The 23,067-nt window shown below is 43.0% G+C and carries 23 protein-coding genes and 2 riboswitches; of the genes, 4 read left to right on the plus strand and 19 right to left on the minus strand.

Annotated features, from left to right (window positions below; genetic code table 11):
• Positions 1-10 precede the first annotated feature (10 nt).
• Together AC4HCY_RS18855 and AC4HCY_RS18860 are read right to left on the minus strand one after the other, a co-directional pair.
• Positions 11-643, minus strand: a complete 633-nt coding sequence (locus AC4HCY_RS18855; RefSeq protein ID WP_323434095.1) for a GntR family transcriptional regulator — start codon at positions 641-643, stop codon at positions 11-13.
• Positions 644-658: 15 nt separating this feature from the next.
• Positions 659-1,663: an isocitrate/isopropylmalate dehydrogenase family protein gene (locus AC4HCY_RS18860; RefSeq protein WP_323434096.1), complete on the minus strand. Its 1,005-nt coding sequence runs from the start codon at positions 1,661-1,663 to the stop codon at positions 659-661.
• A gap of 365 nt (positions 1,664-2,028) precedes the next feature.
• Between AC4HCY_RS18860 and AC4HCY_RS18865 the strand changes: the two genes are divergently transcribed.
• The gene (locus AC4HCY_RS18865; RefSeq protein ID WP_491096155.1) at positions 2,029-2,091 is read left to right on the plus strand and encodes a hypothetical protein; all 63 of its coding nucleotides are present in this window, start codon (positions 2,029-2,031) and stop codon (positions 2,089-2,091) included.
• A 159-nt stretch (positions 2,092-2,250) separates the two neighbouring features.
• Here the strand turns inward: AC4HCY_RS18865 and tsaD are convergent, their stop codons facing one another.
• The 17 genes from tsaD to AC4HCY_RS18950 form a co-directional block, all read right to left on the minus strand.
• Complete coding sequence (gene tsaD / locus AC4HCY_RS18870; protein WP_323434097.1) at positions 2,251-3,264, minus strand: tRNA (adenosine(37)-N6)-threonylcarbamoyltransferase complex transferase subunit TsaD; 1,014 nt, start codon at positions 3,262-3,264, stop codon at positions 2,251-2,253.
• 92 nt (positions 3,265-3,356) lie between these two features.
• Positions 3,357-3,581: a hypothetical protein gene (locus AC4HCY_RS18875; RefSeq protein WP_323434098.1), complete on the minus strand. Its 225-nt coding sequence runs from the start codon at positions 3,579-3,581 to the stop codon at positions 3,357-3,359.
• Between the two features lie 95 nt (positions 3,582-3,676).
• Positions 3,677-4,558 (minus strand): polymer-forming cytoskeletal protein, encoded by an 882-nt coding sequence (locus tag AC4HCY_RS18880; protein ID WP_323434099.1) that lies wholly within the window; start codon positions 4,556-4,558, stop codon positions 3,677-3,679.
• Between the two features lie 13 nt (positions 4,559-4,571).
• Positions 4,572-5,117 carry an anti-sigma factor family protein gene (locus AC4HCY_RS18885; RefSeq protein WP_323434100.1) on the minus strand — a complete coding sequence of 182 codons (546 nt, stop codon included), beginning with the start codon at positions 5,115-5,117 and terminating at the stop codon, positions 4,572-4,574.
• Positions 5,099-5,671, minus strand: coding sequence for an RNA polymerase sigma factor (locus AC4HCY_RS18890; RefSeq protein ID WP_491094879.1), 573 nt, complete (start codon positions 5,669-5,671; stop codon positions 5,099-5,101). The genes AC4HCY_RS18885 and AC4HCY_RS18890 overlap by 19 nt, the downstream gene beginning before the upstream one ends.
• Before the next feature lie 500 nt (positions 5,672-6,171).
• A complete protein-coding gene (gene tsaB / locus AC4HCY_RS18895) occupies positions 6,172-7,308 on the minus strand; it encodes a tRNA (adenosine(37)-N6)-threonylcarbamoyltransferase complex dimerization subunit type 1 TsaB (protein ID WP_323433346.1) in 1,137 nt (378 codons plus the stop codon).
• Positions 7,289-7,768, minus strand: coding sequence for a tRNA (adenosine(37)-N6)-threonylcarbamoyltransferase complex ATPase subunit type 1 TsaE (tsaE, locus tag AC4HCY_RS18900; protein ID WP_323433345.1), 480 nt, complete (start codon positions 7,766-7,768; stop codon positions 7,289-7,291). The genes tsaB and tsaE overlap by 20 nt, the downstream gene beginning before the upstream one ends.
• A gap of 100 nt (positions 7,769-7,868) precedes the next feature.
• Positions 7,869-8,444, minus strand: a complete 576-nt coding sequence (locus AC4HCY_RS18905) for an ECF transporter S component (RefSeq protein ID WP_323433344.1) — start codon at positions 8,442-8,444, stop codon at positions 7,869-7,871.
• Positions 8,445-8,875: 431 nt separating this feature from the next.
• Positions 8,876-8,989: riboswitch (FMN riboswitch) on the minus strand.
• A gap of 147 nt (positions 8,990-9,136) precedes the next feature.
• Positions 9,137-10,294, minus strand: coding sequence for an amidohydrolase (locus tag AC4HCY_RS18910; protein WP_491094880.1), 1,158 nt, complete (start codon positions 10,292-10,294; stop codon positions 9,137-9,139).
• 154 nt (positions 10,295-10,448) lie between these two features.
• A complete protein-coding gene (locus tag AC4HCY_RS18915) occupies positions 10,449-11,852 on the minus strand; it encodes a hypothetical protein (protein ID WP_491094881.1) in 1,404 nt (467 codons plus the stop codon).
• An 18-nt stretch (positions 11,853-11,870) separates the two neighbouring features.
• Positions 11,871-13,076: an S-layer homology domain-containing protein gene (locus tag AC4HCY_RS18920; RefSeq protein WP_491094882.1), complete on the minus strand. Its 1,206-nt coding sequence runs from the start codon at positions 13,074-13,076 to the stop codon at positions 11,871-11,873.
• Positions 13,077-13,098: 22 nt separating this feature from the next.
• Complete coding sequence (locus AC4HCY_RS18925) at positions 13,099-14,169, minus strand: hypothetical protein (RefSeq protein ID WP_491094883.1); 1,071 nt, start codon at positions 14,167-14,169, stop codon at positions 13,099-13,101.
• A 95-nt stretch (positions 14,170-14,264) separates the two neighbouring features.
• Complete coding sequence (locus AC4HCY_RS18930; RefSeq protein WP_491094884.1) at positions 14,265-15,347, minus strand: TasA family protein; 1,083 nt, start codon at positions 15,345-15,347, stop codon at positions 14,265-14,267.
• Between the two features lie 38 nt (positions 15,348-15,385).
• Entirely contained in the window at positions 15,386-15,916 is a 531-nt protein-coding gene (locus AC4HCY_RS18935) for a TasA family protein (RefSeq protein WP_323433338.1), read from the minus strand.
• Between the two features lie 154 nt (positions 15,917-16,070).
• The gene (locus tag AC4HCY_RS18940) at positions 16,071-16,637 is read right to left on the minus strand and encodes a signal peptidase I (RefSeq protein ID WP_491094885.1); all 567 of its coding nucleotides are present in this window, start codon (positions 16,635-16,637) and stop codon (positions 16,071-16,073) included.
• Positions 16,638-16,899: 262 nt separating this feature from the next.
• Positions 16,900-16,983, minus strand: a riboswitch (cyclic di-GMP riboswitch).
• A gap of 174 nt (positions 16,984-17,157) precedes the next feature.
• A complete protein-coding gene (locus tag AC4HCY_RS18945) occupies positions 17,158-19,302 on the minus strand; it encodes a Tex family protein (RefSeq protein ID WP_491094886.1) in 2,145 nt (714 codons plus the stop codon).
• Between the two features lie 38 nt (positions 19,303-19,340).
• Positions 19,341-20,348 carry an asparaginase gene (locus tag AC4HCY_RS18950; RefSeq protein ID WP_491094887.1) on the minus strand — a complete coding sequence of 336 codons (1,008 nt, stop codon included), beginning with the start codon at positions 20,346-20,348 and terminating at the stop codon, positions 19,341-19,343.
• Positions 20,349-20,682: 334 nt separating this feature from the next.
• Between AC4HCY_RS18950 and AC4HCY_RS18955 the strand changes: the two genes are divergently transcribed.
• Genes AC4HCY_RS18955 through thrB form a run of 3 tightly spaced genes read left to right on the plus strand, consistent with a single transcriptional unit; the run spans position 20,683 to position 23,046 of the window.
• Entirely contained in the window at positions 20,683-21,123 is a 441-nt protein-coding gene (locus AC4HCY_RS18955) for an ACT domain-containing protein (protein ID WP_323433334.1), read from the plus strand.
• A gap of 12 nt (positions 21,124-21,135) precedes the next feature.
• Positions 21,136-22,179, plus strand: coding sequence for a threonine synthase (gene thrC / locus AC4HCY_RS18960; protein ID WP_491094888.1), 1,044 nt, complete (start codon positions 21,136-21,138; stop codon positions 22,177-22,179).
• Between the two features lie 12 nt (positions 22,180-22,191).
• Positions 22,192-23,046: a homoserine kinase gene (thrB, locus tag AC4HCY_RS18965; protein WP_323433332.1), complete on the plus strand. Its 855-nt coding sequence runs from the start codon at positions 22,192-22,194 to the stop codon at positions 23,044-23,046.
• The last annotated feature ends 21 nt before the right edge of the window (positions 23,047-23,067 follow it).

Raw genomic sequence — 23,067 nt, forward strand, 5'->3', positions numbered from 1 at the left:
GGCCCGCTTTCTATTGTGCTGTCTTGATATTTTTGCTGGAATTTGCAACATGCTCCATTATGAGCTTTTCGGCTAAAAGCCTGTCCTTTTGCCTGAAGGCCTCCAAGATGCCCTTATGCTCTACAAGGGCAGCTTCCATGCGGCCGGGCACCTTGAGGGAAGCATACCTGGCCCACTGAATATAGGCCTGAAAGTTGCTCAGCATGTTTTTTAGGTATTTGCTGTGGGATGCTTTGAAAATTACTTCATGAAACTGAGTATTAAGCTTTGCTACTTGAGAAACATCATGCTTAGGGGTATAGAATTCCATAAGGTTATATATATTCTCCAGTTCAGCGAATTCCTCTTCCGTCATTTTATCCGCCGCCCATAAAGCAGCCAGACCTTCGATCCTTCGCCTTATTTCATAGATATCCTCTATATCTTCTTGAGTGATGCCTATAACAAATACTCCCCTGTTCGGTATGCTTCCGACCAAGCCATCCAGCTCAAGCTGGCGCAAAACTTCTCTTACAGGCGTTCGGCTTACGCCAAACTCCTGTGCCAGTTTCTGCTCTATGAGGCTTTCACCTCTTTCATATCTTCCATCCAGGATGTCCTGGCGGATCTTCTCATATATTTGTGCCCTTGTAAAATACTCCATTAAATCACCCGCCGTTTATCTATCGGATAAATTATCAATTATAGCCTTCGTCATATCGAGAGTAGAAACAGTCCCGCCCAAGTCTCTCGTCACATGTTTGCCATCTTTTATGACCCGGGATACGCTGTTATAAATCCTCTCTGCTGCAGCCTTCTCTCCTAAATGCCTCAGAAGCATTACACCGCATAAAATTGCAGCCGTGGGGTTGGCTATGCCCTGGCCTGCTATATCCAAAGCCGTCCCATGGGTAGGCTCAAATACCGCAGCTTCTACGCCTATATTTACACCCGGTACAACTCCGAGTCCGCCTACTAAGCCGGCACTCATTTCCGATAATAAATCTCCATAGAGATTCGGCAATACCAGCACATCATAGTCTTGAGGATTCATTACCATATTCATAAATAGACCATCGGCAATCACTTCTTCGTATTGAATATCAGGGAATTTGCCGGCAACGCTTCTGACGCTGGATAAGAAAAGCCCGTCGCTGAGCTTCATGATGTTTGCCTTATGAGCACAGGTAACTTTTTTTCGTTTTTCTTTCACCGCATAGCTGAAAGCCATGGAGGCGATCCTCTCCGATGCCTCTCTCGTTATGATCTTGATGGATTCTGCCGCATCCTTTCCTATCATATGTTCTATGCCCATGTATAAATCCTCTGTATTCTCTCTGAATATAACAAGGTCTACGCCTTTATATTTTGTTTTAGCACCCTCAATAGTCTTAATGGGCCTTATATTTGCATACAGGTTCAGTCTCTGCCTCAAGCTTATGTTGGCACTTCTGAAGCCTTTGCCTATTTCCGTGGTAGTTGGACCCTTAAGGGCTATCCTGTTGATCTCAATAGAATTAATGGTGTCCTCAGGCAAAGGATTATTGTACTTAGCCATAGCTGCCTGCCCTACCTGCTTTTCATCCCATTTGATATCAACTCCTGCAGCTTCGATCACCGAAGTTGCTGCACTTATTACTTCCGGACCTATGCCGTCACCGGGTATTAAAGTAGCTTTGTACATAGAGAGACCCCCTTCGTATTCGTATATTTGTATTATTGTATACAATTATACTTTTATTTGAAGACAGTGTCAATATTTATTTGAACTCAGAACTCAGAACTCAGAACTCAGGAACTAGGATTAAGCCGCTGGTTTCTGGCATTAGGGTATTCCTTTTAGGTCGATGAGGGACGGAGAACACGGATTAACACTTAATTTTTCACTGAAAGACACGGAAACTAATGTTATTTCTACTGGATTGTATGCACTAATATGGTAAAATATATTGGAGACTGTTGCAGGTGTGGTTTGCCTCCTTTCACTAAGGAGGTGAGGCTATGAAAAAAACATCTAATGACACTATAACAATAATGCTAACCTTTGGGATGTTTATAATAGCGTTACTATCTTTAATAATTTCGATAATGTCGATATTCTTTAAGAAGTAGGATACCAAAATAAAACCACCCTGCAGTGCCTTGCAGGGGGTTTAGTTAAACTGAATCTCATATGAGGCAACCACATTTGTGGCAGTCTCTTTAATATTATTATACCAAATTGAAATTATTAATCAACAAGTAATAAATAATAAATCGCTTTCCATTCTCCTACAGCGTCAAATTAGGCACCGCATTGAGGTTCATCTCTGATATTTCCCCCCGCATAAGCTTATAATAACCGGCACTGCCTATCATGGCCGCATTATCCGTACATAGTATCGGGTCCGGGTATAATACCTTTATTCCCTTTTCCAACCCTTTATTGCTGAGTTCTTCTCTCAGCTTGCTGTTTGCGGCCACACCGCCTGCCAGCACCGCATAAGGCGATTTCTTCTCTTCGGCGGCTGCAATGAGTTTATCCGACAAGACATCCACTACAGCCTGCTGGAAGCTTGCTGCCACATCCGGAATATTTGGCGAACTGCCTTTCATAGATAAGCTGTTCAAGAAATTTAAGACGGCAGATTTTAATCCGCTGAAGCTGAAATCATAGCTGCCTTCTTCCAAGTAGGCTCTGGGAAAATCTATAGCATGGGGATTTCCTTCCCTGGCTATCTTATCTACCAGCGGTCCGCCGGGATAACCCAGACCTAAAGCTCTTGCTATCTTGTCAAAAGCTTCTCCTGCAGCATCATCTCTTGTCATGCCCATTATCTCATAGCTGCCGTAGGATCGGACATTGACTATATGGCTATGCCCTCCTGAAGCCACAAGGCATACAAAAGGAGGTTCCAGCTCCTTATGCTGAATAAAATTTGCATATATATGTCCCTCTATATGATTGACACCAATAAGAGGCAGCTTCCTGGCATAAGCCAATGCTTTGGCAGTAGTCAGTCCAATGAGCAGAGCTCCTACCAGACCCGGGCCATGAGTGACAGCTATTCCGCCTATATCGTCAAACCTCAGGCCGGCCTCACCCAAAGCCAAATCTATGACCTGACTTATGTTCTCTATATGCTTCCTCGAAGCCACTTCAGGCACTACACCGCCAAACTTTTTGTGTACGCTTATCTGGCTTGAAATAATATTAGACAAAACCTCTCTCCCATTTCTGACTAAAGAAGCCGAGGTTTCGTCGCAGGAGCTCTCTATGGCTAATATTACCACATCTTTTCCCATTTTCATCTCTCCATTTATGGCCGCGAGGTATAATGCTTCGCTTTTTTTATATCATGTACAAAAGGCAGGATATTATCCTGCCCCGTCTGATACTATTTACTATTTTCCAGAATATCTAAAACCCTTTTTATATTTATACTGTTTGCTTCATTTTCCTCAATGATTTGGTTGAAGCCGTTTTTTATGCTTTCATAGTTTGAAAACTCATGATAGAACAGCCTTTCGCCGCTGCTTTGTGCAACTTCAGCAACAAATATATCATCTACTTCGCTTAGGCGTATAATATGGCCATCTATTTCAAATTCCCGGAGCAGCAATTCTATTCCCCCTAAATGCATGAATATAATATGATAACAATTACATATTATATCACATAGCTTGGGACATATAAAGCAAAATAATTAATATTTTATTAAACTGCCTTTGCTCTCGGTCTGCCAAACCTGGTATCCAGCACTATTCCAAGGCCCGCACAGGATGCAAATATATACACCAGCCAGCCGAGGACGGGTATGAATGGCAAAATAAAAATCAGGATTGATCCTACCAGCAAGTAAATATATGGAGCACTTCTTCCCTCCAATTTTCCTGTAATTCTTCTGCCTATGGCCAATTTTACTGCCGCCAATCCTAAGAAAACAGTGAGGAAAAAGGCAGCAATAAAAAACGGTATCAAGAAAAGGCCGACAATAGTTATAGCCAATGCTATGATGGCAGGCAAAAACAGCAGGTAAGCTGCTATACCTATGCCGAATCTTCTCCATATCTTTACGGGGGCGCTTTCAGCCATGAAGTCAATCCTATCGGGAATTAAGACCAACAGCAAGGATGACAGCCCGTAAAAGACTATGAGCCCGAGTAAAGATATGACTCCCAGCAAAGGTATGAAGTTCATCCCGCTGGTATCGAAAGGTCCCTTTATGCTTGCAGTCTCTCCTGCAATGACAGAGCCCTGGGATTTATCCACCTCTCCCATTACCGCAGCAGCACTGCCTCCTATAACCGCATTTTCACCCGCTATAATATCTCCGAATATTGAAGCCACATTGCCGTTTACTCTGCCGTTGATCCTTGCATCTCCGAATATGACGGCAAGCTCTCCGTCAATGGTTCCGTCTACAACAGCATCACCGAACAATACTGCTACGGCACCTTTTATATTTTCGTCCTTATTGATTTTTAAATCTTGACCCATAGTAAAGGATGAATTATCATCCCTTACAGAAAAAGCAGCGGTGAAAAAAACCGTCAATATCAGCAAGATTATGACCGCCAGAGAATATTTCTTTTTCATCCCGCATCCCTCCTTATTCCTGCTGCAAATTAATGAACTTGATAAGCTCCAGGTTTAGCAGCATTACCCCGCCTGCGATCAGCAACATAACATTCATATAATCCCTGATAAGAATATTTCTTAGTATAAGCAAATTTTCTATAGTAATGGGTAAGTATACAATTATCTTTGTAATGTATCCTCCAATGAGCTTTAGAAAATAATTGCCATAGCTGAGCATCATTTGGAAAGTTCCAAGCTCCCTGAAGAAAGGCAAGATTGCAAAGATAGCCATATAATATGCAAATACGAATAGGCCCGCAGCACCCATAAGCATACTGAGCATGCTGGATTGGGTCCTTTGCTGCTTTATTCTCGCCATAACCTTTGCTTCAAGACTTGCGGGTGCCTCAACCTCCGGCAGCTCGCTTATGCACTTTGACATTTCCGTCAATATCTGAAATTCCCGGCGGCAGTCTTCACAATAAAGCATATGCCTATTCAACATTTTCAGCTCAACTTCGCTTATATCTCCGTCTATATATTTCATAATGAAATCGCTTATTTTGCTGCATTCCATATGCTCTCACCCTCCTTGTCTAACTTCTCCAAACTATCTTTAAGCATCTGACGTGCCCTATACAGCCTGTTTTTTACTATTGTCAAAGATTCTCCGGTTACCTCCATTATTTCCGAATAGGATAGCCCCCTATTATGGAAAAGCACTATGAGCTCTTTGTATTTTGACGGCAAGCTTTCTATGGCTTTCCTGACCATTTGCTGCTTCTCATGCCTTATATACTCTTCCTCGGGAGTTAAGCCGTCATCCTTCAAATCATACTGTTCTTCAATAGGAACCGTATCTCCCTTTCTCTTTCGCAACAAGTCAAGGCAATAATTTGTTGTGATTTTCATAGCCCAGGTAGAAAATTTAAATTGGGGATCGTATCTATTAAGGGCTTTATACATTCTTATGAAAGCTTCCTGAGAGGCATCTTCCGCTTCCTCGTAGCTGCCCATCATCCTATAGGATGTATTGAAAACCAGCCTTTTATATCTGGTCACCAGCTCTTCAAAAGCCAAATCATCACCTTCCAGGCATTTGTTTATTATATCTATATCTGCCCCATCCAAATTAACCCCACCTCTTTTGCCGGTTCTGATATATATACGGGTTTCTCTTGCAATTGTCTGAGAAAAGAGCTTATGTATTCCTTTATGGTCCAGCTTCTAGCCGCTAGCTTCTGGCTTCTGGTATGAAGGTCGCGAGTCTAGGGTCAATTGAGAGCGGGGAACACGGATTTTCACTGAATCTTTCACGGATTTTCACGGAGGGTGTTTAACTAATCTCATATCTAAGCAGGAATTTTATGAAGAACCTTAGAGTAAGTTAACGAAGCGTAACGCCCGCAGCTTCAACTGTTTGAGCCAAAGCGAGTTTTGAAGCTGCAGTAAGCAAGTTTACTTAGTCTTAGGTTTGTAACTTGCATTCCTGTGTGATATGGGATTAGTTAAAATAGAAAACTGTGTTAATCCGTGTTCTCCGTCCCCCCTCGACCTAAAAGGAATACCCTAATGCCAGAAGCCAGCGGCTAGAGGCCAACGGCTTAATTCTGAGCTCTGAGCCCTGAGTTCTAAGATAACTCCAGCCACATTATAACCGCATCCTCTCCGGTGTCTTCATAATAGCCCTTCCTTACTCCGGCTTCTTTAAAACCATATTTTTTATATAGATTTAGGGCAGCCCAATTTGAAGGTCTTACCTCCAGTGTCATCCTCTTTACGCCGTTTTCAACGGCTATTTTTATGATAGCCTGCACCAATGCATCTCCTATGCCTTTGCCCCTGTGCTCCGGATGCACGGCTATATTGGTTATGTGTCCTTCATCCAATATGATCCACATTCCTCCGTAGCCTACTATCTCTTCCCCTACTCTGGCCACCATATATTTTGCCATATTATTGCTGTAAATCTCTGATGTGAAGGAATCTAAAGACCATGGAGCTGCAAAGCTCAAGCATTCAACATCATATACAGCCTGAATATCTTCTCCTGTCATCGGTGCTATCTCAATCTTCTGCTTCTTGTCGTATTCCACTTCCGCCTGAGATTTTCTTATATAATAAAGCTCGAGATCATTATAGTTCAAGGCTTCTCCTGCTTTATACAGCTCTTCTGCCAATATTGCCACTGAAGAAGCTCTCGGATATAAAGCACCGGAATGAGCTTCAACAGCGTTTGGAAGAGCATTTTTCAGCTTTTCTCCAAAAATAGGCATGGCATCTCCAAGCAGGATTATATCCTCTCCAAAATCCTCAAGCCTTTCTATGAGCTTATCAATATCTATGGCCCTATAATCCTCCTCTTTGGTCAGCTTCTTGCCATCGCATCTGTAGAGAACCGCATATACCATATTTCTTTGGGCATCCAGCATCGGACATATCAATCCTCTGCGCGGAAAGACATTATAAGCCAATGCATCCAAAGTAGGAACGGCTATTACCGGTTTGTCCAGTGCCTGGCCCAAAGCCTTTACAGCCGCTGCTCCTATCCTGAGTCCCGTAAATGAACCCGGGCCTGTTGAGCAAGCAAAGGCATCTATATCCCGGACCTCTATGCCGCTGCTTTCCAAAGCAGTATTCATGATATTGATCAGCTTCTCCGAATGCTTTTTGCCATCGTTTATCATAAACTCGCACAGCAGCCTTCCATCCTCTATAAGGGCTGAAGACGCCGCTGCCGTAGATGTATCAATAGCTAATATTCTCATCCTTCTCCATCTCCTTCAATAGGTTTTCATAAGCCAAACCTGAAGCTTCCATCCTTATTTCCCGCTGGTCTTGATTTTCCAGCTTTCTAATGGTTATCCAGAGCCGCTGGGCCGGTATCACATCCTCCACACTATCCGCCCACTCCAGCACCGTCGCCCCGTCCCCATATAGATACTCATCGCAGCCCAATTCATACATCTCGTCGGAGCTTCCTAATCTATATACATCAAAATGATAAAGGGGAATCCTTCCGGAAGTGTATTCATTAATGATTGTATAGGTTGGGCTTATAACATGCTCCGATACTCCCAGGCCTTTTCCTATGCCTTGAGCAAAAGCTGTCTTGCCTGCTCCTAAGTCCCCCGTAAGGCAGACTATGCTGCCGGGGAAAAGCAATCTGCCCAATCTTTCTCCTAATTTATATGTATCTTCTGCATTTTTAGAAATAATACTAAGCATAATAACCTCCAGCACAATGCAAATACCGGAGCAAGATGCTTTGCTCCGGATATTTTTTTCATTTTAATTATTATATTTCATTTTTTGCTAAAAGTATACCTTATCTGGCTCTTTTATCTGCCACTTCGTTATAAACATCAGCATGAAGTATAGGGGATAAGCTCTTGTAGAGCATCAAGGTGACTATGGATAAAACTACACCTTTTATCAAATTAAAAGGCAGTATAGCCGTAAGTATAAGAGGTATATTATCCATAGAAACCGGGCTGTTGGTGAAAGCCGGTATCAAAATAAAGAAGTTGAAAAAGCACATGGCTGCCGCCATAATTATTGTACCTATGGTCAAGCCTAATATAGCAGTCTTCCTGCTTTTATTTCTAAAGTACATCGATGCCGCAACCAACACATAAGCTGAGCCTGTAAGGAAATTTCCTACTTCTCCGATTCCGCCTGTTGATGAACGGACAACCAGATGAAGTATATTCTTTATAAGCTCTATCATGACTCCTACCCATGGTCCAAGAGCAAAAGCACCAATAATAGCGGGCAAATCCCCTAAATCAATCTTTAAAAACGGCGGAAATAAAGGAAGAGGAAATTCAATTAAGTACAAGAGGAATGCCAATGCGGATAGAATACCTATTTTTGTTACCAACTGAAGTTTTGAGTTTCTCATTTTTTTGCCTCCTTATAATAGAGCTCAGAGCTCAGGGTGAATGTATTCCTTTTGGGACTTTTTTGGAACCACTGAGGGACACTGAATTTCACTAAAAAACACGGAAGGTATTTTTCTAATGCTATATCATACAGGAATGAGAGCTACGAACCTAAGACTAAGTAAGGCAGTTCTTCATTCAGGTGGAGTTTATCTCCGACTGAATGTTAGAAATGTCAATCGGGTTCGTAGCGTGCCTTGCCTGCAGTTAATAAAAACTGAAGGCTTAGGTACGGTAGAACGGGGTAAACTTGCTTACTCTAAGTTTCTTCACAAAATTCCTGTTTATATATAGGATCAGAAAATGTTCCAGCATTAATCCATGCTCTCCGTTCCCATCAAAAAAAGTCCCCGATTACATCAGGGACTCATTTCATACAATACCAATAAAAATAAACCTTCTTCCATCCAGACTTTACTGTCGGCTCCGGAATCTAACCGGATCTGCCATTCGGCTCGCGGGCTGTACCGCCGGTAGGGAATTGCACCCGTCCCTGAAGATTAGAAAATATTCAATTTTCATTTATATTATATTACAATGTTAATTTTGCGTCAATGTTTTTTTACAAAATTCATAAATGTCGTAATTATGCCGACATTGAAGAAATCTATGAACAGGCTTCCTACCATGCGATGACCTAACAGCTTATATATCACCTTCGATAAACAACTTGTCCGTCTATCAGCACTGCTTCCGTTTTGGCGGTTGTATTGAAGGGATGCCCATCAAATATAGCGATATCCGCATCCTTTCCAACTTCGATGCTGCCCACCCTGTCAGCTATGCCAAGTATCTCGGCAGGATAGATTGTGATGGCTTTCAAAGCTTCCATTTCATCCAGGCCTTCTTTGGCAACAAAACCGGCGCAGATAGGCAAATGCTGGATCGGTATAACAGGATGATCCGTCATTATGCAGAACTTAACTCCTGCCTTCCAAAGCGCCACAGGAGATTCAAAGGTTTTGTTCTTTAATTCGTGCTTTGATCTTTCCGTCAGGTGGGGTCCGCTTATCACATATTTCCCTTCCTTGGCCAGTTCATCAGCTATGAGATGGCCTTCCGTGCAATGATCTAATGTGATATCCACATCAAACTCCTTTGCAATCCTTATGGCTGTGAATATGTCATCCGCTCTGTGAGCATGGGCTTTCAAGGGTATTTCCTTATTGATGACCTTCTGCAATGCCTCCATCTTTATGTCCAGCTCCGGCTTCTTATCCGTATCCTCCTTGGCCTTTTCCAGCTTTTCCTTGTAGGCTTTGGCTTTCATAAGCTGTTCTCTCAATATGGCTGCGGTAGCCATCCTGGTTGACGGGGACTGCTTCCTTTCAGAATAAACCCTTTTAGGATTTTCCCCAAAGGCAATCTTCATGGCTGCAGGTTCTTTGACTATCATATCATCGATTCTTTTACCATAGGTCTTAATGATCGCAAATGTGCCGCCTATTACATTGGCGCTGCCCGGGCCGGTGCATACCGTAGTTATGCCGCCTTCCCGCGCTTCTTCAAAGGTTCTGTCCATAGGATTTATAGAGTCTATAGCTCTAAGCTGGGGTGTAACAGGGTCTGTCATTTCATTGCCGTCTGCCCCCTCAAAGCCTATGGAATCTTCCCACATTCCCAGATGGCAGTGAGCATCTATCATACCGGGCATTACTATTTTGCCCTCTGCATCCATTACCAAGGCATCTTCCGGTGCTTCTACAGATTTGCCCACAGCTATTATCTTGCCGTTATCTATAAGCACGCTTCCCATATCATAATCCTTGCCGGCCATTGTAAGTATTTTGCCGTTTTTTATAAGTATCATAGCAATATCACCTCATTTATTTCGTATTGAGGCCCCAGCCCCTATACCTCATTATATAATAATGAAATGTGTATGAAAAGATATTTAATGGCGGTTTCCTATAGGGTAAAAATAAATATAATCACTCCGCCGAGAGTGATTATATTTAAAATTATCATATATAGTTTTTCAGCTTATCCGCCATGTCCTTTATTGCACTTGATACATTATCTCCATCTGGCTTCGCTCCGCCATCATCGGGCGGAACATTGTCATTTCCGGCATCCTCCGGCATCACTTCGCCCGCATCATCATCATCCTTGCTTCCGTTATCTATTATATCTGCATTGCCCGGTTGTGAACCACCGCCACCATCTTCACCGCCCGGATCTGCGGGCTCTGGCTCAGCCGGTGCTGGTTCAGCCGGTGCCGGATCACCGGGAGCTGGATCGGCAGGCGCCGGTTCTGAAGGTGCCGGCGGCTCTGTCGGTTCCGGGTCACTTGGAGCAGGCTCGGTGGGTGTAGGCTCTTCAGGTGTCGGGTCGCCGGGTACAGGATCCGTTGGTACAGGGTCCGTCGGTACAGGGTCCGTTGGTACAGGGTCCGTTGGTACAGGGTCCGTTGGTACAGGGTCCGTCGGTATTGGTTCTGCAGGCGCCGGCGGCTGGGCCGGTATCGGTGAACCTCCCGTTGACGGACTCGGGCAAGTATGGTTCCTGAGCCTCTCAGCGTCTTTACTCAATGACTCATAATCCCGGGCCAGCTGATCCTTTTCATTTTTGATCCTGTCAATTTCTCCAAGAAGCTGTTCCTTATCATTGGATAGAGCCTCATTGTTTCTCATAAGCTCTTCCTTTTCCTTGATCAATTCTTCTTTCTCTGCAAGCAAAGCATCGTATGACTTTTGCAGATCATTAAACTTTTCCTCCAATATCTCAAAGTCATTAATGAACTTAGCCATATCCTTATAGGTATTGATGTTATACTTGCCTAAAATATCAATAGCCATCGCACCATCTGTCTGCATGCTCATAAGAGAGGTTTCACCGCCGCCGTACGGCCATTGGTCTCTCCTCATAGATAGAATATCATTGCCCTCTACCTCTGGAATCTCTATTTCAAAATCATTTATATAATCATTGAATGCTCTTACCTTAATAGTGCCGGAAAAAGTATTATCCCTAAGCTCAAACATGCTGATATCCCTTATGGGCATCACAAGCTCTTCACCCTTATCTCCGGGATATACTTTTATAGGGCTTATTCCCCCTATCAAATTTCTGAGATTGCCTATTATTTCAAAATATACTACAATTGGCTTCCCATCATCCCTGGCATTAATGATATATATATTTGCAGCACCGGTTTGTATCCATTTCTTTGCATCGAAGCTTTCTGCATCCACATAAATAATTTTATCTGATTTTAAAGTGTTTATTGCAGCATTTACACGCCCGCTTACATTGAAATATGATTTTGTAGCTATCAAATCTTGGGGCATCAATGCTACAAAGGAAGATGTCACAGTATATACCAAAGCAACTCCAAGAATATTTAAAGCTTTTTTGCTTACTTTCATACAATCTCCCTCCCCGTATTACTCTTTATCTAAATATCTTACGATAATGGATACAAATTCAGCCCTCGTTATTTTACCGAGCGGTTTAAAGCTTCCGTCAGGATAACCGTTGATTATCCCTTCCTTGTATGCCTTGGCCAGGTATCCTTTGCTCCACATCGGAAAGGTTTTCTCATCGTTAAAAACTCCTGAGAGGATGCTTGCAGCTTCTTCTTTATCATCATAAAAAGCCCTTATTATCATAGCTACAGCCTCGTCTCTGGTGATCTCCTTCTTGGGTTTGAATTGTCCGTCAGGATAGCCCTTTGCTATGCCATGTTTAGTAGCCGTATAGATATAAGGCTTTGCCCAATTAGCAAAGAACAATCTATCCTTATACCCGGCTTTGCCCTCCTCCGGCTTCAGCTTCTTCACATTGACAATGATCTTTGCCGCCTCAGCCCTTGCAATATTTCTATCCGGCCTGAAGGCTCCGTCTCCATAGCCGTTCACATACCCTAAGTCACAGCCTAATTTATGAATATAATCCTCAGCCCAGTGACCGTCTATATCGCTAAAGATATGAATATGCTTTGGCTTTTCAGGCGCCTTTGCTGCCGCCGCCGTTCTGACACTGCCGTCATCGTCGTCATCTTTGTCCTTTGGAGGCTTTACGGGTTCTTCATCATCCTTATCTCCCGCCAATACTGCCGTAATATCAGCTTTGGCTGATATCCCCTGGGCTGTATTTCCCGCCCCGCCCAGCATCTTCACCGTAAAGTCGATATCCACTGATTGGCCGTTTTTAATCTTTGTACTTCCCATGCCCAATTCTAACGCCGTCTCCATCCATTGTCCCAATGTAATGGTTTTTCTATAAGGTATCAATCCACCAAATTTGACCTTTATATCAAACTCAATATTATTTACAAAAGCCTTATAGTATTCGTTTTCTTTATCCTCAATGATGGCTCCGTCTTTTCCCCTTATCTCGTTTTGTGACAAGGCTAAGCTTCTCACAATTACAGTCTGCCCCGTTTGATTGTTTATCCTCATGATGCCGTTTTGAGATACGCCGGGAGCCAGCAGCATGCCGCCGCCAAATAGGGCTCCCGATCTGCTTCCGCCGGATGTCAGGTCAATATTTATTATATTTCCTTCATCTGCCGAGACAGTAGCAAATCCCAATGAGCAAAATATGAGTATAAATACCGATAAGAATAAATAGGCCTTCTTACGCCACAAAATTGATCACCTTCTCTCTCATCTATGATCGAGGTGGATTGTATCGGTTATCGTCAATAAATATTATGTTATTGCGCCCTATAACCTCTATATGTCCCTGATTAACCTTTCCTTCAAATTCTCCGCAAAAATAAGTATTAACCTGATTATAGTCACCATCAATATAAAGAGGCTTTTTAAGCTTTGCTCCATTTGTTGAAGCCTCACCTGATAATGCTTTGTTATCCTTATAATAGCCCAGGAATATATTTCTCATGATGACGCCGCTGCAATTTTCAATACTTAAGAAATATTGATCCGGATTGCTCTTCTTGCTATTATTGCTATCCTCTATATGCTTGAATTCCGGTATATCTCCCTCTCCAATACCGACTATTGATATATTCTCTTTATCATCTAAAATCAGTCTGTCGCATTGGTATTCCCCTTCCTCTACTACAAGCACATCTGAGTCATCCAGGCCATTCAGCGCCTCCTGCACAACTTTATCTCCTTCTAAAAGCACATAGCGCTCCGATAGCTCCCCAAGAGGAGTACCCAATTGAGATGCCAATATTTCAAATTCCAGCAGGCTATCTTCTGCATCGCGATGTCTTTCTTCTATCTGCATCAGATCCAGTTCAGCCCTGAATACCATGGTTATTTCATCTTCTGATTCAACTGTTATTGGATAAAAAATTATGAGGTCTTCTTTTATAGTATCTACATAATTGTAAAATACAGGAATGTCTAAAGCAGTTATATCTTTATCTTTGCCATGGGTAAAATAGATATGAAAATTCAAAGCATCCGACAAATCGGTCAGTCCGGCAATACTGTCCCGGGAAAATCTTATACCATATAATTCGCAGGGCAATGTCCCCTTATTTACTATCTTTGTCCTTTGCTCCAATACCCTATCAGGCGCCAGTCCTCCAAGGTCGATCTGCCCTGAACCGTTCTCCCCCTCTCCTATAGCCATATTGAGGGTGCCTGCGGTAAAGGCATTGGCTTCGCTGGAAGCAGTGCTCATAAACCATGATATGGAGCCGCGGCCTAATGTGTACATCATTATGGATAGTATAAGAATTATATAGATCAATCTTTTCTTCATGAAAACACCTCTCTTTTATCTACCTCCTTGGGCTAAACGCTTATTAGGATTTATCCGCAGCCGGCCATGATGCCGGCTGCGGATAGGGAAGTTATTTAGTCTGCATTTATAAAGTAAGGCACCCATTCTGTATCTATAACAGAATTATCACCATTGGTATATGTGGCTCTTACGTTTACCAATTTCCAATCAGATGAGAAAGCGTCTTTCTTAATATATATATATTTATTGTTGGAGCCCAATACCTCTTTATAGTCAACATCCTTCCTATTCAACCCTTCCAATTCAGTCAATCTGTCTAATACCAGAAGGACTCTTGTTACTTTCACATCATGATTATTATCAGACTCATGACGGAGCTCTAATTCCATAGATTTAAATGTCTTTTGGGTTTCGTTGAACTGGAAGGTATATCCGTATCCATTAAAACCTACATCAGGATCCAGGGAATTATAAACGTCTGTATGATATTCCTCTCTGGCTTTCAACGAGAAGTTCTGACCGCTATATAATGCAGCATATTGTGTCGGATTCTCTTCACCTGGCAGAGGCTCTTCTACCTGCATTGCATGTATAGTGAAGTCGGCCTTCAATCCTAGCTTCTGGAATTCGTTGCCTGCACTCTTATGAAGGGCTACTGCAAATTCAACCTTTCTATTATCTCCTTGATTCATAAAAATAAAGGGATCAAAATATCCTCCGTTGTCATATATCATTTTGTAGAGGCTCCCTACATAGAGGATATCATCTTCAACGCCATCATAAGCCTTTGCGGTTACAGCTACATACAGTTTTTTCAAGAAATCATTGAATAACGCATCGCTAACCGGCTCTCCCGTCAGGTTATTCTGTCTTACATTTTCTACTGTCAATCTATAAACCTTTGAGGACAATGAACCTTTATTTATCAGGTCAAAATATCCTTTTTCGGGATCATAGGCATATTGCGGCGGCTCGTTTCTGTCATTTTCAGCTTCGTAATTAAAGGATGGCTGCAAATTCTGTATTGTAAAGTTTGCTATAGTGCCTTCTCCACCACCGGCTTCTATCTCCAATGTGCCTGCTTGGAACGCTGCTGTGCTGGCTGCCTGGCTGGTAAACCATGCCATGGTGCCGACCCCAGCTAAGCTAAAGAGTATAGTTACGGCTATCATCATAGCGAGAAATTTCTTTTTCATTCAATCTCCTCCTATTTACTTTTTAGCAAGCTGCACAATTAATTAGCTGGGGTATATTGCTGAGTCCATCCTGGATTTTCGGTCTGGGTTGCATCAAAAGTAAAGTTTAGTGTGCCTGCTTTACCTTGATAGCTATTGTCTGCTCCTTCAGGAAGTCTGTAACTCATAACTAAATCTGTTTCTCCTGCGGCTGCTAAAGGTGTATTGAATTCTACAGGCTGGAATGCTCCAACATTGACCCACTCACCGTCATTTATTTTAATCTGAAGGGGATGATTGCCGCTGAACAGCCCCGTATCATTGGATGTTGTCATGCTTACCCTAAACTTCAAAGGCAATGTGCCAGTATTGCTAATTTTTATGGTATTGGAATCGGACCAAACTGGATATATATTAGAAATATCTTTGCTAAACTGAACTGTTTCATTAGCCTTAATCTCCAATGTACCTGCCGTAAACACATTATCTGCACTTGTTGCCTGGCTTGTGAACCACGCGAAGGATCCTGCACCTATACCAAAGGCCAGCATTGCTATCAATACTAAACTGATTATCGCTTTCTTTTTCATTTTTTCTTCCTCCCAATTTTTAAATTATTTTTTTTGATACCGAAACCTAAGCCCTGTCATCCTCCATCTTTAACGAAAAAATTCATTGTTATCCAAATTACTCCTTTCCCATGTATTTTTCATATCCTTAACGGGCATATATGTTGATAAAGGGCTAGCCCCTTATATCCTCAGCTTTTTCTTCTTTCTTACTCTTTTCTTCTTCATCCATCTCTTTTAGAAAATTCTTTATCTCTCCTCCAGCCAGCACCCCTACGGGTACCAATATAAAAAGCACCATGCCGATGGGAGTCTGGATGAATTTGGTCACATATCCCCCTTTGGGTATCCTGAAAATGTATTTGCCTACGATGTTTTCGCTATTGGCCTTAAGGTCTAAATCCTCTACGTTATTAGCATCTCCTTTGGTGACAAAGCTTCCGTCCGGATTTTTATCTGTTATCCTGTGAGTCACCAATGTGTTTCCGGAGGCTCTAAAGGTTATGATATCCCCTTTATCCAGTTCCTCCATCTTTACAGCCTTTGTTATTATCATATCTCCCGGCTTAATAGCAGGGCTCATGCTGCCCGTCAGAACATACATAAATTTGAAGCTTCCGATACCGGGAACATGCTTTGGATCTGATTTCGCTTTGAAAGAGGAAAAAATAAAAAGTGCAAGGCACAAAACCAAGGCTGCACAGACCACATCAAAGAATATTTTGATATACTTTTTTATCAATCGTTCCTTCCCCCCGTATCCCTCTGATTTTTTTAGTTAAATATATGGACATGAATAAGGTTTTATTCCTATATACATAGGAATTTTTTACTATATTTGCAGCTATAGTATTGACTTTTCCATCTTTTTTATTCCTTAGAATTTTATTCTATGGAAATATTTTATGCATTTGCTCCAAATAAATGATAAGCGCCATCGAAGGAGAAAAATAATTATTTTAAAGCCATGCCTGGCACACATAGAAAAACCCACCTACATTTGTAAGTAGATGGGTCGGTTGCACCATTGGCTAAATACACTCCAGGTGCCCATTTAGAAAGTGTATCTCATTGCCTCCCATATAGTATAAAGGACTTATTTTCTACAGGACTATATTACTATAGGTGGGAAGGCAAATTTTGTTATATTCAGTTGTCGTTTTATATTTTTTTTAAAACAATGTTTTATTGGTTCTTTGCTTTTTCTTCCGATTATACCTTTTTTTTCATTCCTTTGCTGCCGCTCAGGGCGGCGGACCGGATCAGTTCAAGCCCTTCATGCTCAGGCTTATCCGGCTTCTTTCCAGATCCACCTCCAGCACCTTGACCTTTACAATGTCCCCAACCTGTACAACTTCCATGGGACGCCTAACAAATTTATCTGCCAGCTCCGATATATGGACCAGACCGTCCTGATGGACGCCAATATCCACAAAGGCTCCAAAATCTATTACATTCCTCACGGTCCCTGTAAGTATCATGCCCGGCTTCAGGTCCTTCATTTCCAGCACATCGGTATGAAAAATGGGCTTAGGCATCTCATCTCTTGGGTCTCTGCCCGGCTTCTGCAGTTCCTTTATTATATCCCTCAATGTAGGCACTCCTACACCTATCTCCTCCGAAAGCTTTTCAACATTAAGGCCGTTGACCTGCTGCAGGACTTCTGCCAGTAATTTGGGCTCGCTTTTATCACATCCCAGCTTTTCAAGCAGTATCGTAGCTGCTTCATAGGATTCAGGATGCACTGCCGTATTATCCAGTATGTTTTGGGATTCGGGTATCCTCAGGAAGCCCGCGCACTGTTCGAAGGCCTTTTCTCCAAGCTTTTTCACCTTCAAAAGCTCCTTTCGGCTCTTGAACTTGCCGACTTCTTCCCTATAGGCCACCAAATTTTTTGCCACTGCAGAGTTTATGCCGGATACATATTGCAGAAGAGACGGAGTGGCAGTATTCAGATCTACCCCGACAGAGTTCACGCAGTCCTCCACCACAGCGTTTAAGGCTCCCGATAAATTTTTCTGAGACACATCATGCTGATATTGGCCTACTCCTATGGATTTCGGATCTATTTTGACCAGCTCCGCCAGAGGATCCTGGAGCCTTCTTCCTATAGATATGGCACCCCTTAAAGAAACATTTACATCCGGATATTCCTTTGCCGCCAGCTCAGATGCGGAGTACACCGAAGCTCCTGCTTCATTGACCACAATATAGTGCAGTGGCTTATCCGTTTCCTTTATGATCTCTGCGCATATTTTTTCAGATTCTCTTGAAGCCGTACCATTTCCCAGAGAAATTATCTCTACATTATGCTTTTTGATAAGCTTTTTCAATTCCTCTTTGGCTTCCTCCACTTTATTCTGCGGAGGTGTGGCATAAACCGTCGTGGTATCCAAAAGCTTGCCTGTATCGTCCAGTACGGCTATCTTGCAGCCGGTCCTATAGGCAGGGTCAAAGCCCATAACACTCTTTCCCTTTATGGGAGGCTGAAGCAGTAAATTTTTTAAATTGGTTCCAAATACCTTTATTGCTTGCTCCTCAGCTTTTTCTGTGAGCTCATTTCTTATTTCTCTTTCTATAGAAGGAGCAATGAGCCTGTCATAGGAATCCAGCGCCGTATCGCTGAGTATCGTTCCATAGGGGGATCTTTCTATTATTATGCTTGCCTCCAGCTTGGGTATTATTCTGTCTTTAGGTGCGTCGATCTTGACTGAAAGCATCTTCTCCTTTTCTCCTCTGTTTATGGCCAATACTCTATGAGACGGTATTTTCTTTATAGGCTCTGCAAAATCATAATACATCTGGTATTCGGACTTTTCCTCCGTCAAGCCCTTGGTGCTTATGGTGCCGAGATTAAAGGTCAATTCCCTGATAAATTTTCTGTAATCCGCATTGTCCGAGATATCCTCAGCAATTATATCCATAGCTCCTTTTAAAGCATCTTCCCAGGTTTCTACTCCAAGCTCCCGATTTATGTATTGGGATGCGATTTCCTCCAGGCTCTCATTGGATTTTTTCTGCTCCCATAATAGTTGAGCCAGAGGCTCCAGCCCCTTTTCCTTCGCAATGGAAGCCCTGGTCCTCTTTTTGGGCCTATAGGGCCGGTATAAATCCTCCACCTCCTGAAGCACCTTTACCGCTTCTATCTTTGCTTTCAGCTCATCTGTGAGCTTGCCCTGCTCGTCTATGAGCCTTATGACTTCAGCCTTTCTGTTCTCCAGATTTCTAAGGTATTCCAGCCTTTCACCCAATTCTCTTAATTGCGTATCCGACAGTTCTCCTGTCTGCTCCTTCCTGTACCTTGCAATGAAAGGTATGGTATTGCCTGCATCTATAAGCTCTATGGTATTCTCTATCTGCCATGGCTTGATATTTAATTCAAGGCTAAGGGTGTTTACTATATTCATAAAATCGCTCCTCTCTCTATGGGGTATTCCGTCTCCCCCTATTTTCCTATCAACCTAAAAATCGGCCTTATCTCTCCTATTTTATCTCCTTGACTGTTTTTTATATCTCTGATATGAAAATGCTTGAGCTCTGCCAACTCTTCATCGCTTATCAATTCAAGCTGCTTTAAGGTCTCCATGACCACTGAGGATAATATCTGCATATTGCCGTCTTCTATTTTTACGGCTATGCCGATATCCTTTCTAACAGCACCTACACAATATACGCCATCCGATCCGACCTTGGCTGCCAGCTTGCCTCGGGTGATTCTCATAAGCTCGCTGTCAAAGCCCCTTGTGCCCGCAATCATTTCAGGATAGCCGGTCATAGCCATAACTATTTTTCTTGCGGCTGCAGCATGCTTTTCTTCAAGGTGGGAAGGGTTAGCCATCTTCATATAAGCCTTTGCCATATTGCTTATAGGCATCGCATGAACAGGAGCGCCGCAGCCGTCAATGGCTATTTCTATTTCTTCTTTGTCTATATCGGCAAAATCGGCTATCAGCCCCAATATCCTCTGCTGCACCGGATTGTCAGGGCTCAAATAGGTGTTGGCATCAAAGCCCTCCTTCATTGCCATAGCAAGCATACCGGCATGCTTGCCGGAGCAGCTATGAAATACGCTTTTCTTTTCAATGCCTTTTTTAACATACTCCATAGTAATCTTTTCACTCAAAGAATAGGATAGGCCGCATTTCAGATAACGCTCATCCAATCCAATTTTAAATAGTATGGAAAGCACCGCCATGACATGGAAATCCTCTGCATAATGAGAACCGCACATTACCGCCAGTTCCCTCTCCGTCAGACCGAAATAGTCAATGGCACCGCTCTCTTGCACTGCACAGGCTTGAAAAGGCTTGGCAGCAGAGCGCATGCAGGTAAATTTGTCCGGATCTCCCAGATATGCGACGGTCCTGCCTTCCCCGTTTACAACAACGATATCACCCCTGTGGATATTCTCCACTATAGGATCTCTGGTGACATTTACCACTACTTCAGACATATATCATCTCTCCCGACAAAAATAATCCATTTCCAATATACATTTCTTTTTAAGATTTTTCAATATCAGGTAATGGGCAAATAGGCTAATAGGCAAATGGGGGAACGGAGAACAATGACAGACTGCACACAGCCAGCGTCTTTCAGTGGTTATAAATACATCAATTGCCGTGTAAATCCGTGTTCTTAAAAAAGGCCCATGAGGAATACCCTAGTTCCTGAGATCTGAGCTCTGAGTCCTGAGTTCTTTCTTGCCAACTTACCGTATTTGTGCTAATATATGTTCATGTGATAGACAAGTGTATTTATGAAGCGTACAGAAGGGAGATGTAAAAATGACTGGGGATAGAATGCTTATAGTTCAATCCAATGTGCTGCCGGATGTCTTTGAGAAGGTAATAAATGCAAAAAGACTGCTGAAAAGGGGAGATGCCGTCACCATACAGCAGGCCTGTGAGATGGTAGCTCTGAGCCGCAGCACTTTTTATAAATATAAGGACACGGTATTTGACTACACCACTCAGGAGAGGGGCAGGATAGTTAATCTTTTCATGCTTCTGAGGCATGAGCCGGGAGTCCTTTCTGATATTATAAATGTCATAGCTTCTCTAAAAGGAAATATACTGACTATAAATCAAAACATACCTGTTATGGATGTGGCATCGCTGACAATTACGGTGGACACCAAAGCAATGGATGTCACTCCGGATCAATTGGTAAAAAAGCTTTCTGATAAGAAAGGCTGCAATAAGATTGAAATAATCGCCATGGAATAGGAGGCATACAGATTGTACAAGGGCTTAATAGAAAGATACAAGGATTATTTAAAGGATATTTATTGTGAGGATATAATTACGCTTAATGAGGGAAATACGCCCTTTATTCATTCAAGAAATTTGAATGATGCGGTAGGAAACTGCAATCTCTATTTCAAATATGAAGGGGTCAATCCTACGGGTTCCTTCAAGGACAGAGGTATGACCGCCGCGATCACCAAAGCCGTCAGTGAAGGCTCCAAAACCGTTATATGTGCCTCCACCGGCAACACCTCAGCTTCGGCAGCTGCCTATGCGGCAAGAGCCGGAATAAAGTGCATCGTGCTTATACCGGAGGGAAAGGTAGCCTTAGGAAAGCTGGCGCAGGCTATAGTATACGGAGCGGATATAATTCAGATAAAGGGCAATTTCGATCAAGCTCTCACTTTGGTCAAGGAGGCTGCCGAGAGGTTTCCCGTGACCATAGTAAATTCGATAAACCCCTACAGACTCGAAGGGCAAAAAACCGGAGCTTTTGAAATCTGTGATGATCTGAGCGAAGCCCCTGACTATCAATTCATGCCTGTAGGAAATGCAGGAAACATCTCTGCCTACTGGAAGGGCTACAAGGAATATAGGGAAAACAATGTGATAGACCATCTTCCCAAGATGATGGGCGTGCAAGCCGCAGGAGCTGCGCCTATAGTTGAAGGGAGAGTGATTGAAAATCCTGAAACCATCGCTACGGCGATAAGGATAGGAAACCCTGCTTCATGGGATAAAGCCAATGCTGCTCTCATAGAGTCTCAAGGAGCCATAGACAAAGTAACCGATGAGGAAATCCTGGAAGCATACAGGCTTTTGTCCTCCCGTGAAGGCATATTCGCTGAGCCTGCTTCCTGTGCAAGTCTTGCAGGTTTAATGAAGTATGTCAAAACTCATGATCTCTCCGGCAAGACCGTTGTTTGCATACTGACAGGGAATGGCCTCAAGGATCCTGATACCGCCATGAACTGTGAAATCGATATTAAAAAGATATCCCCAAATATTGATGATTTGATGAAAATCCTGTCCTGAGGCGGTGTGAGCATGATAGAAGTTGCTGTAAAAGCCACAACGGCTAATCTGGGGCCCGGTTTTGACTGTCTGGGACTGGCCTTGGACATAGAGAACAGGGTAAGGTTTGCTGAAGCGGATATGGATTTTCAAGATGAGAATAATCTGATATATATGTCTGCCAAAAGAATATTTGATTATGTAGGAAAAGCTATGCCTTTTTTACATATAGAACAGGAGATCAATATACCCATTTGCAGGGGTTTGGGAAGCAGTGCCGCTTGTATCGCCGCAGGCTGCACAGCCGGCAATGTCCTGTCCGCTGCAAATTTGTCCATAGATGAGCTGATAAAAATAGGCACTGAAATAGAGGGCCATCCCGATAACATTGTTCCCGCCTTTTTAGGAGGCTTCACTGTGTCTTCTCAAGACGGAGACAGGGTAGTTTATTTCCGCAAGGAGGCCTATGGGGGCTTTAAGTATGCCGTAATGTATCCCGAATTTACCCTTCCCACCTCTCAGTCCAGAGGGGTGCTTCCGAAGGAAATAGCCTTCGGTGACGGAGTATTCAATATCAGCAGATCATCCCTCTTAACTGCTGCTATGATCACAGGTGACGGAGAGCTGCTCAAATATGCCTGCAAGGACGCCATTCATCAGCCCTATAGGAAGAGCTTAGTAGCTGGCTTCGATGAAATAACAGGCAGGGCTCATTCGCTGGGTGCCCTGGCAGCATTCCTGAGCGGCGCCGGCCCCACCATCATTGCGGTTTTGCCGGCGGATGATATGGGCTTTGAGGCTGCCATGAAGGAGTATTTGAAAGGCATGACAGGCAGCTGGACATTGAAGGCGGCCGGTGCATCGAATATAGGAGTGGAAATAGTGTAGGGAACGCATTGTATGCGTTCC

The sequence above is a fragment of the Lutispora sp. QWL-02 genome, from assembly GCF_058315355.1.

Coding starts and splice junctions, on each gene's coding strand:
- AC4HCY_RS18855 (WP_323434095.1), bottom strand. CDS start 643: ATGGAGTATTTTACAAGGGCACAAATATATGAGAAGATCCGCCAGGAC.
- AC4HCY_RS18860 (WP_323434096.1), bottom strand. CDS start 1,663: ATGTACAAAGCTACTTTAATACCCGGTGACGGCATAGGTCCGGAAGTA.
- tsaD (WP_323434097.1), bottom strand. CDS start 3,264: ATGGGAAAAGATGTGGTAATATTAGCCATAGAGAGCTCCTGCGACGAA.
- AC4HCY_RS18880 (WP_323434099.1), bottom strand. CDS start 4,558: ATGAAAAAGAAATATTCTCTGGCGGTCATAATCTTGCTGATATTGACG.
- AC4HCY_RS18885 (WP_323434100.1), bottom strand. CDS start 5,117: ATGGAATGCAGCAAAATAAGCGATTTCATTATGAAATATATAGACGGA.
- tsaB (WP_323433346.1), bottom strand. CDS start 7,308: ATGAGAATATTAGCTATTGATACATCTACGGCAGCGGCGTCTTCAGCC.
- tsaE (WP_323433345.1), bottom strand. CDS start 7,768: ATGCTTAGTATTATTTCTAAAAATGCAGAAGATACATATAAATTAGGA.
- AC4HCY_RS18905 (WP_323433344.1), bottom strand. CDS start 8,444: ATGAGAAACTCAAAACTTCAGTTGGTAACAAAAATAGGTATTCTATCC.
- AC4HCY_RS18910 (WP_491094880.1), bottom strand. CDS start 10,294: ATGATACTTATAAAAAACGGCAAAATACTTACAATGGCCGGCAAGGAT.
- AC4HCY_RS18915 (WP_491094881.1), bottom strand. CDS start 11,852: ATGAAAGTAAGCAAAAAAGCTTTAAATATTCTTGGAGTTGCTTTGGTA.
- AC4HCY_RS18925 (WP_491094883.1), bottom strand. CDS start 14,169: ATGAAGAAAAGATTGATCTATATAATTCTTATACTATCCATAATGATG.
- AC4HCY_RS18930 (WP_491094884.1), bottom strand. CDS start 15,347: ATGAAAAAGAAATTTCTCGCTATGATGATAGCCGTAACTATACTCTTT.
- AC4HCY_RS18935 (WP_323433338.1), bottom strand. CDS start 15,916: ATGAAAAAGAAAGCGATAATCAGTTTAGTATTGATAGCAATGCTGGCC.
- AC4HCY_RS18945 (WP_491094886.1), bottom strand. CDS start 19,302: ATGAATATAGTAAACACCCTTAGCCTTGAATTAAATATCAAGCCATGG.
- AC4HCY_RS18950 (WP_491094887.1), bottom strand. CDS start 20,348: ATGTCTGAAGTAGTGGTAAATGTCACCAGAGATCCTATAGTGGAGAAT.
- AC4HCY_RS18955 (WP_323433334.1), top strand. CDS start 20,683: ATGACTGGGGATAGAATGCTTATAGTTCAATCCAATGTGCTGCCGGAT.
- thrB (WP_323433332.1), top strand. CDS start 22,192: ATGATAGAAGTTGCTGTAAAAGCCACAACGGCTAATCTGGGGCCCGGT.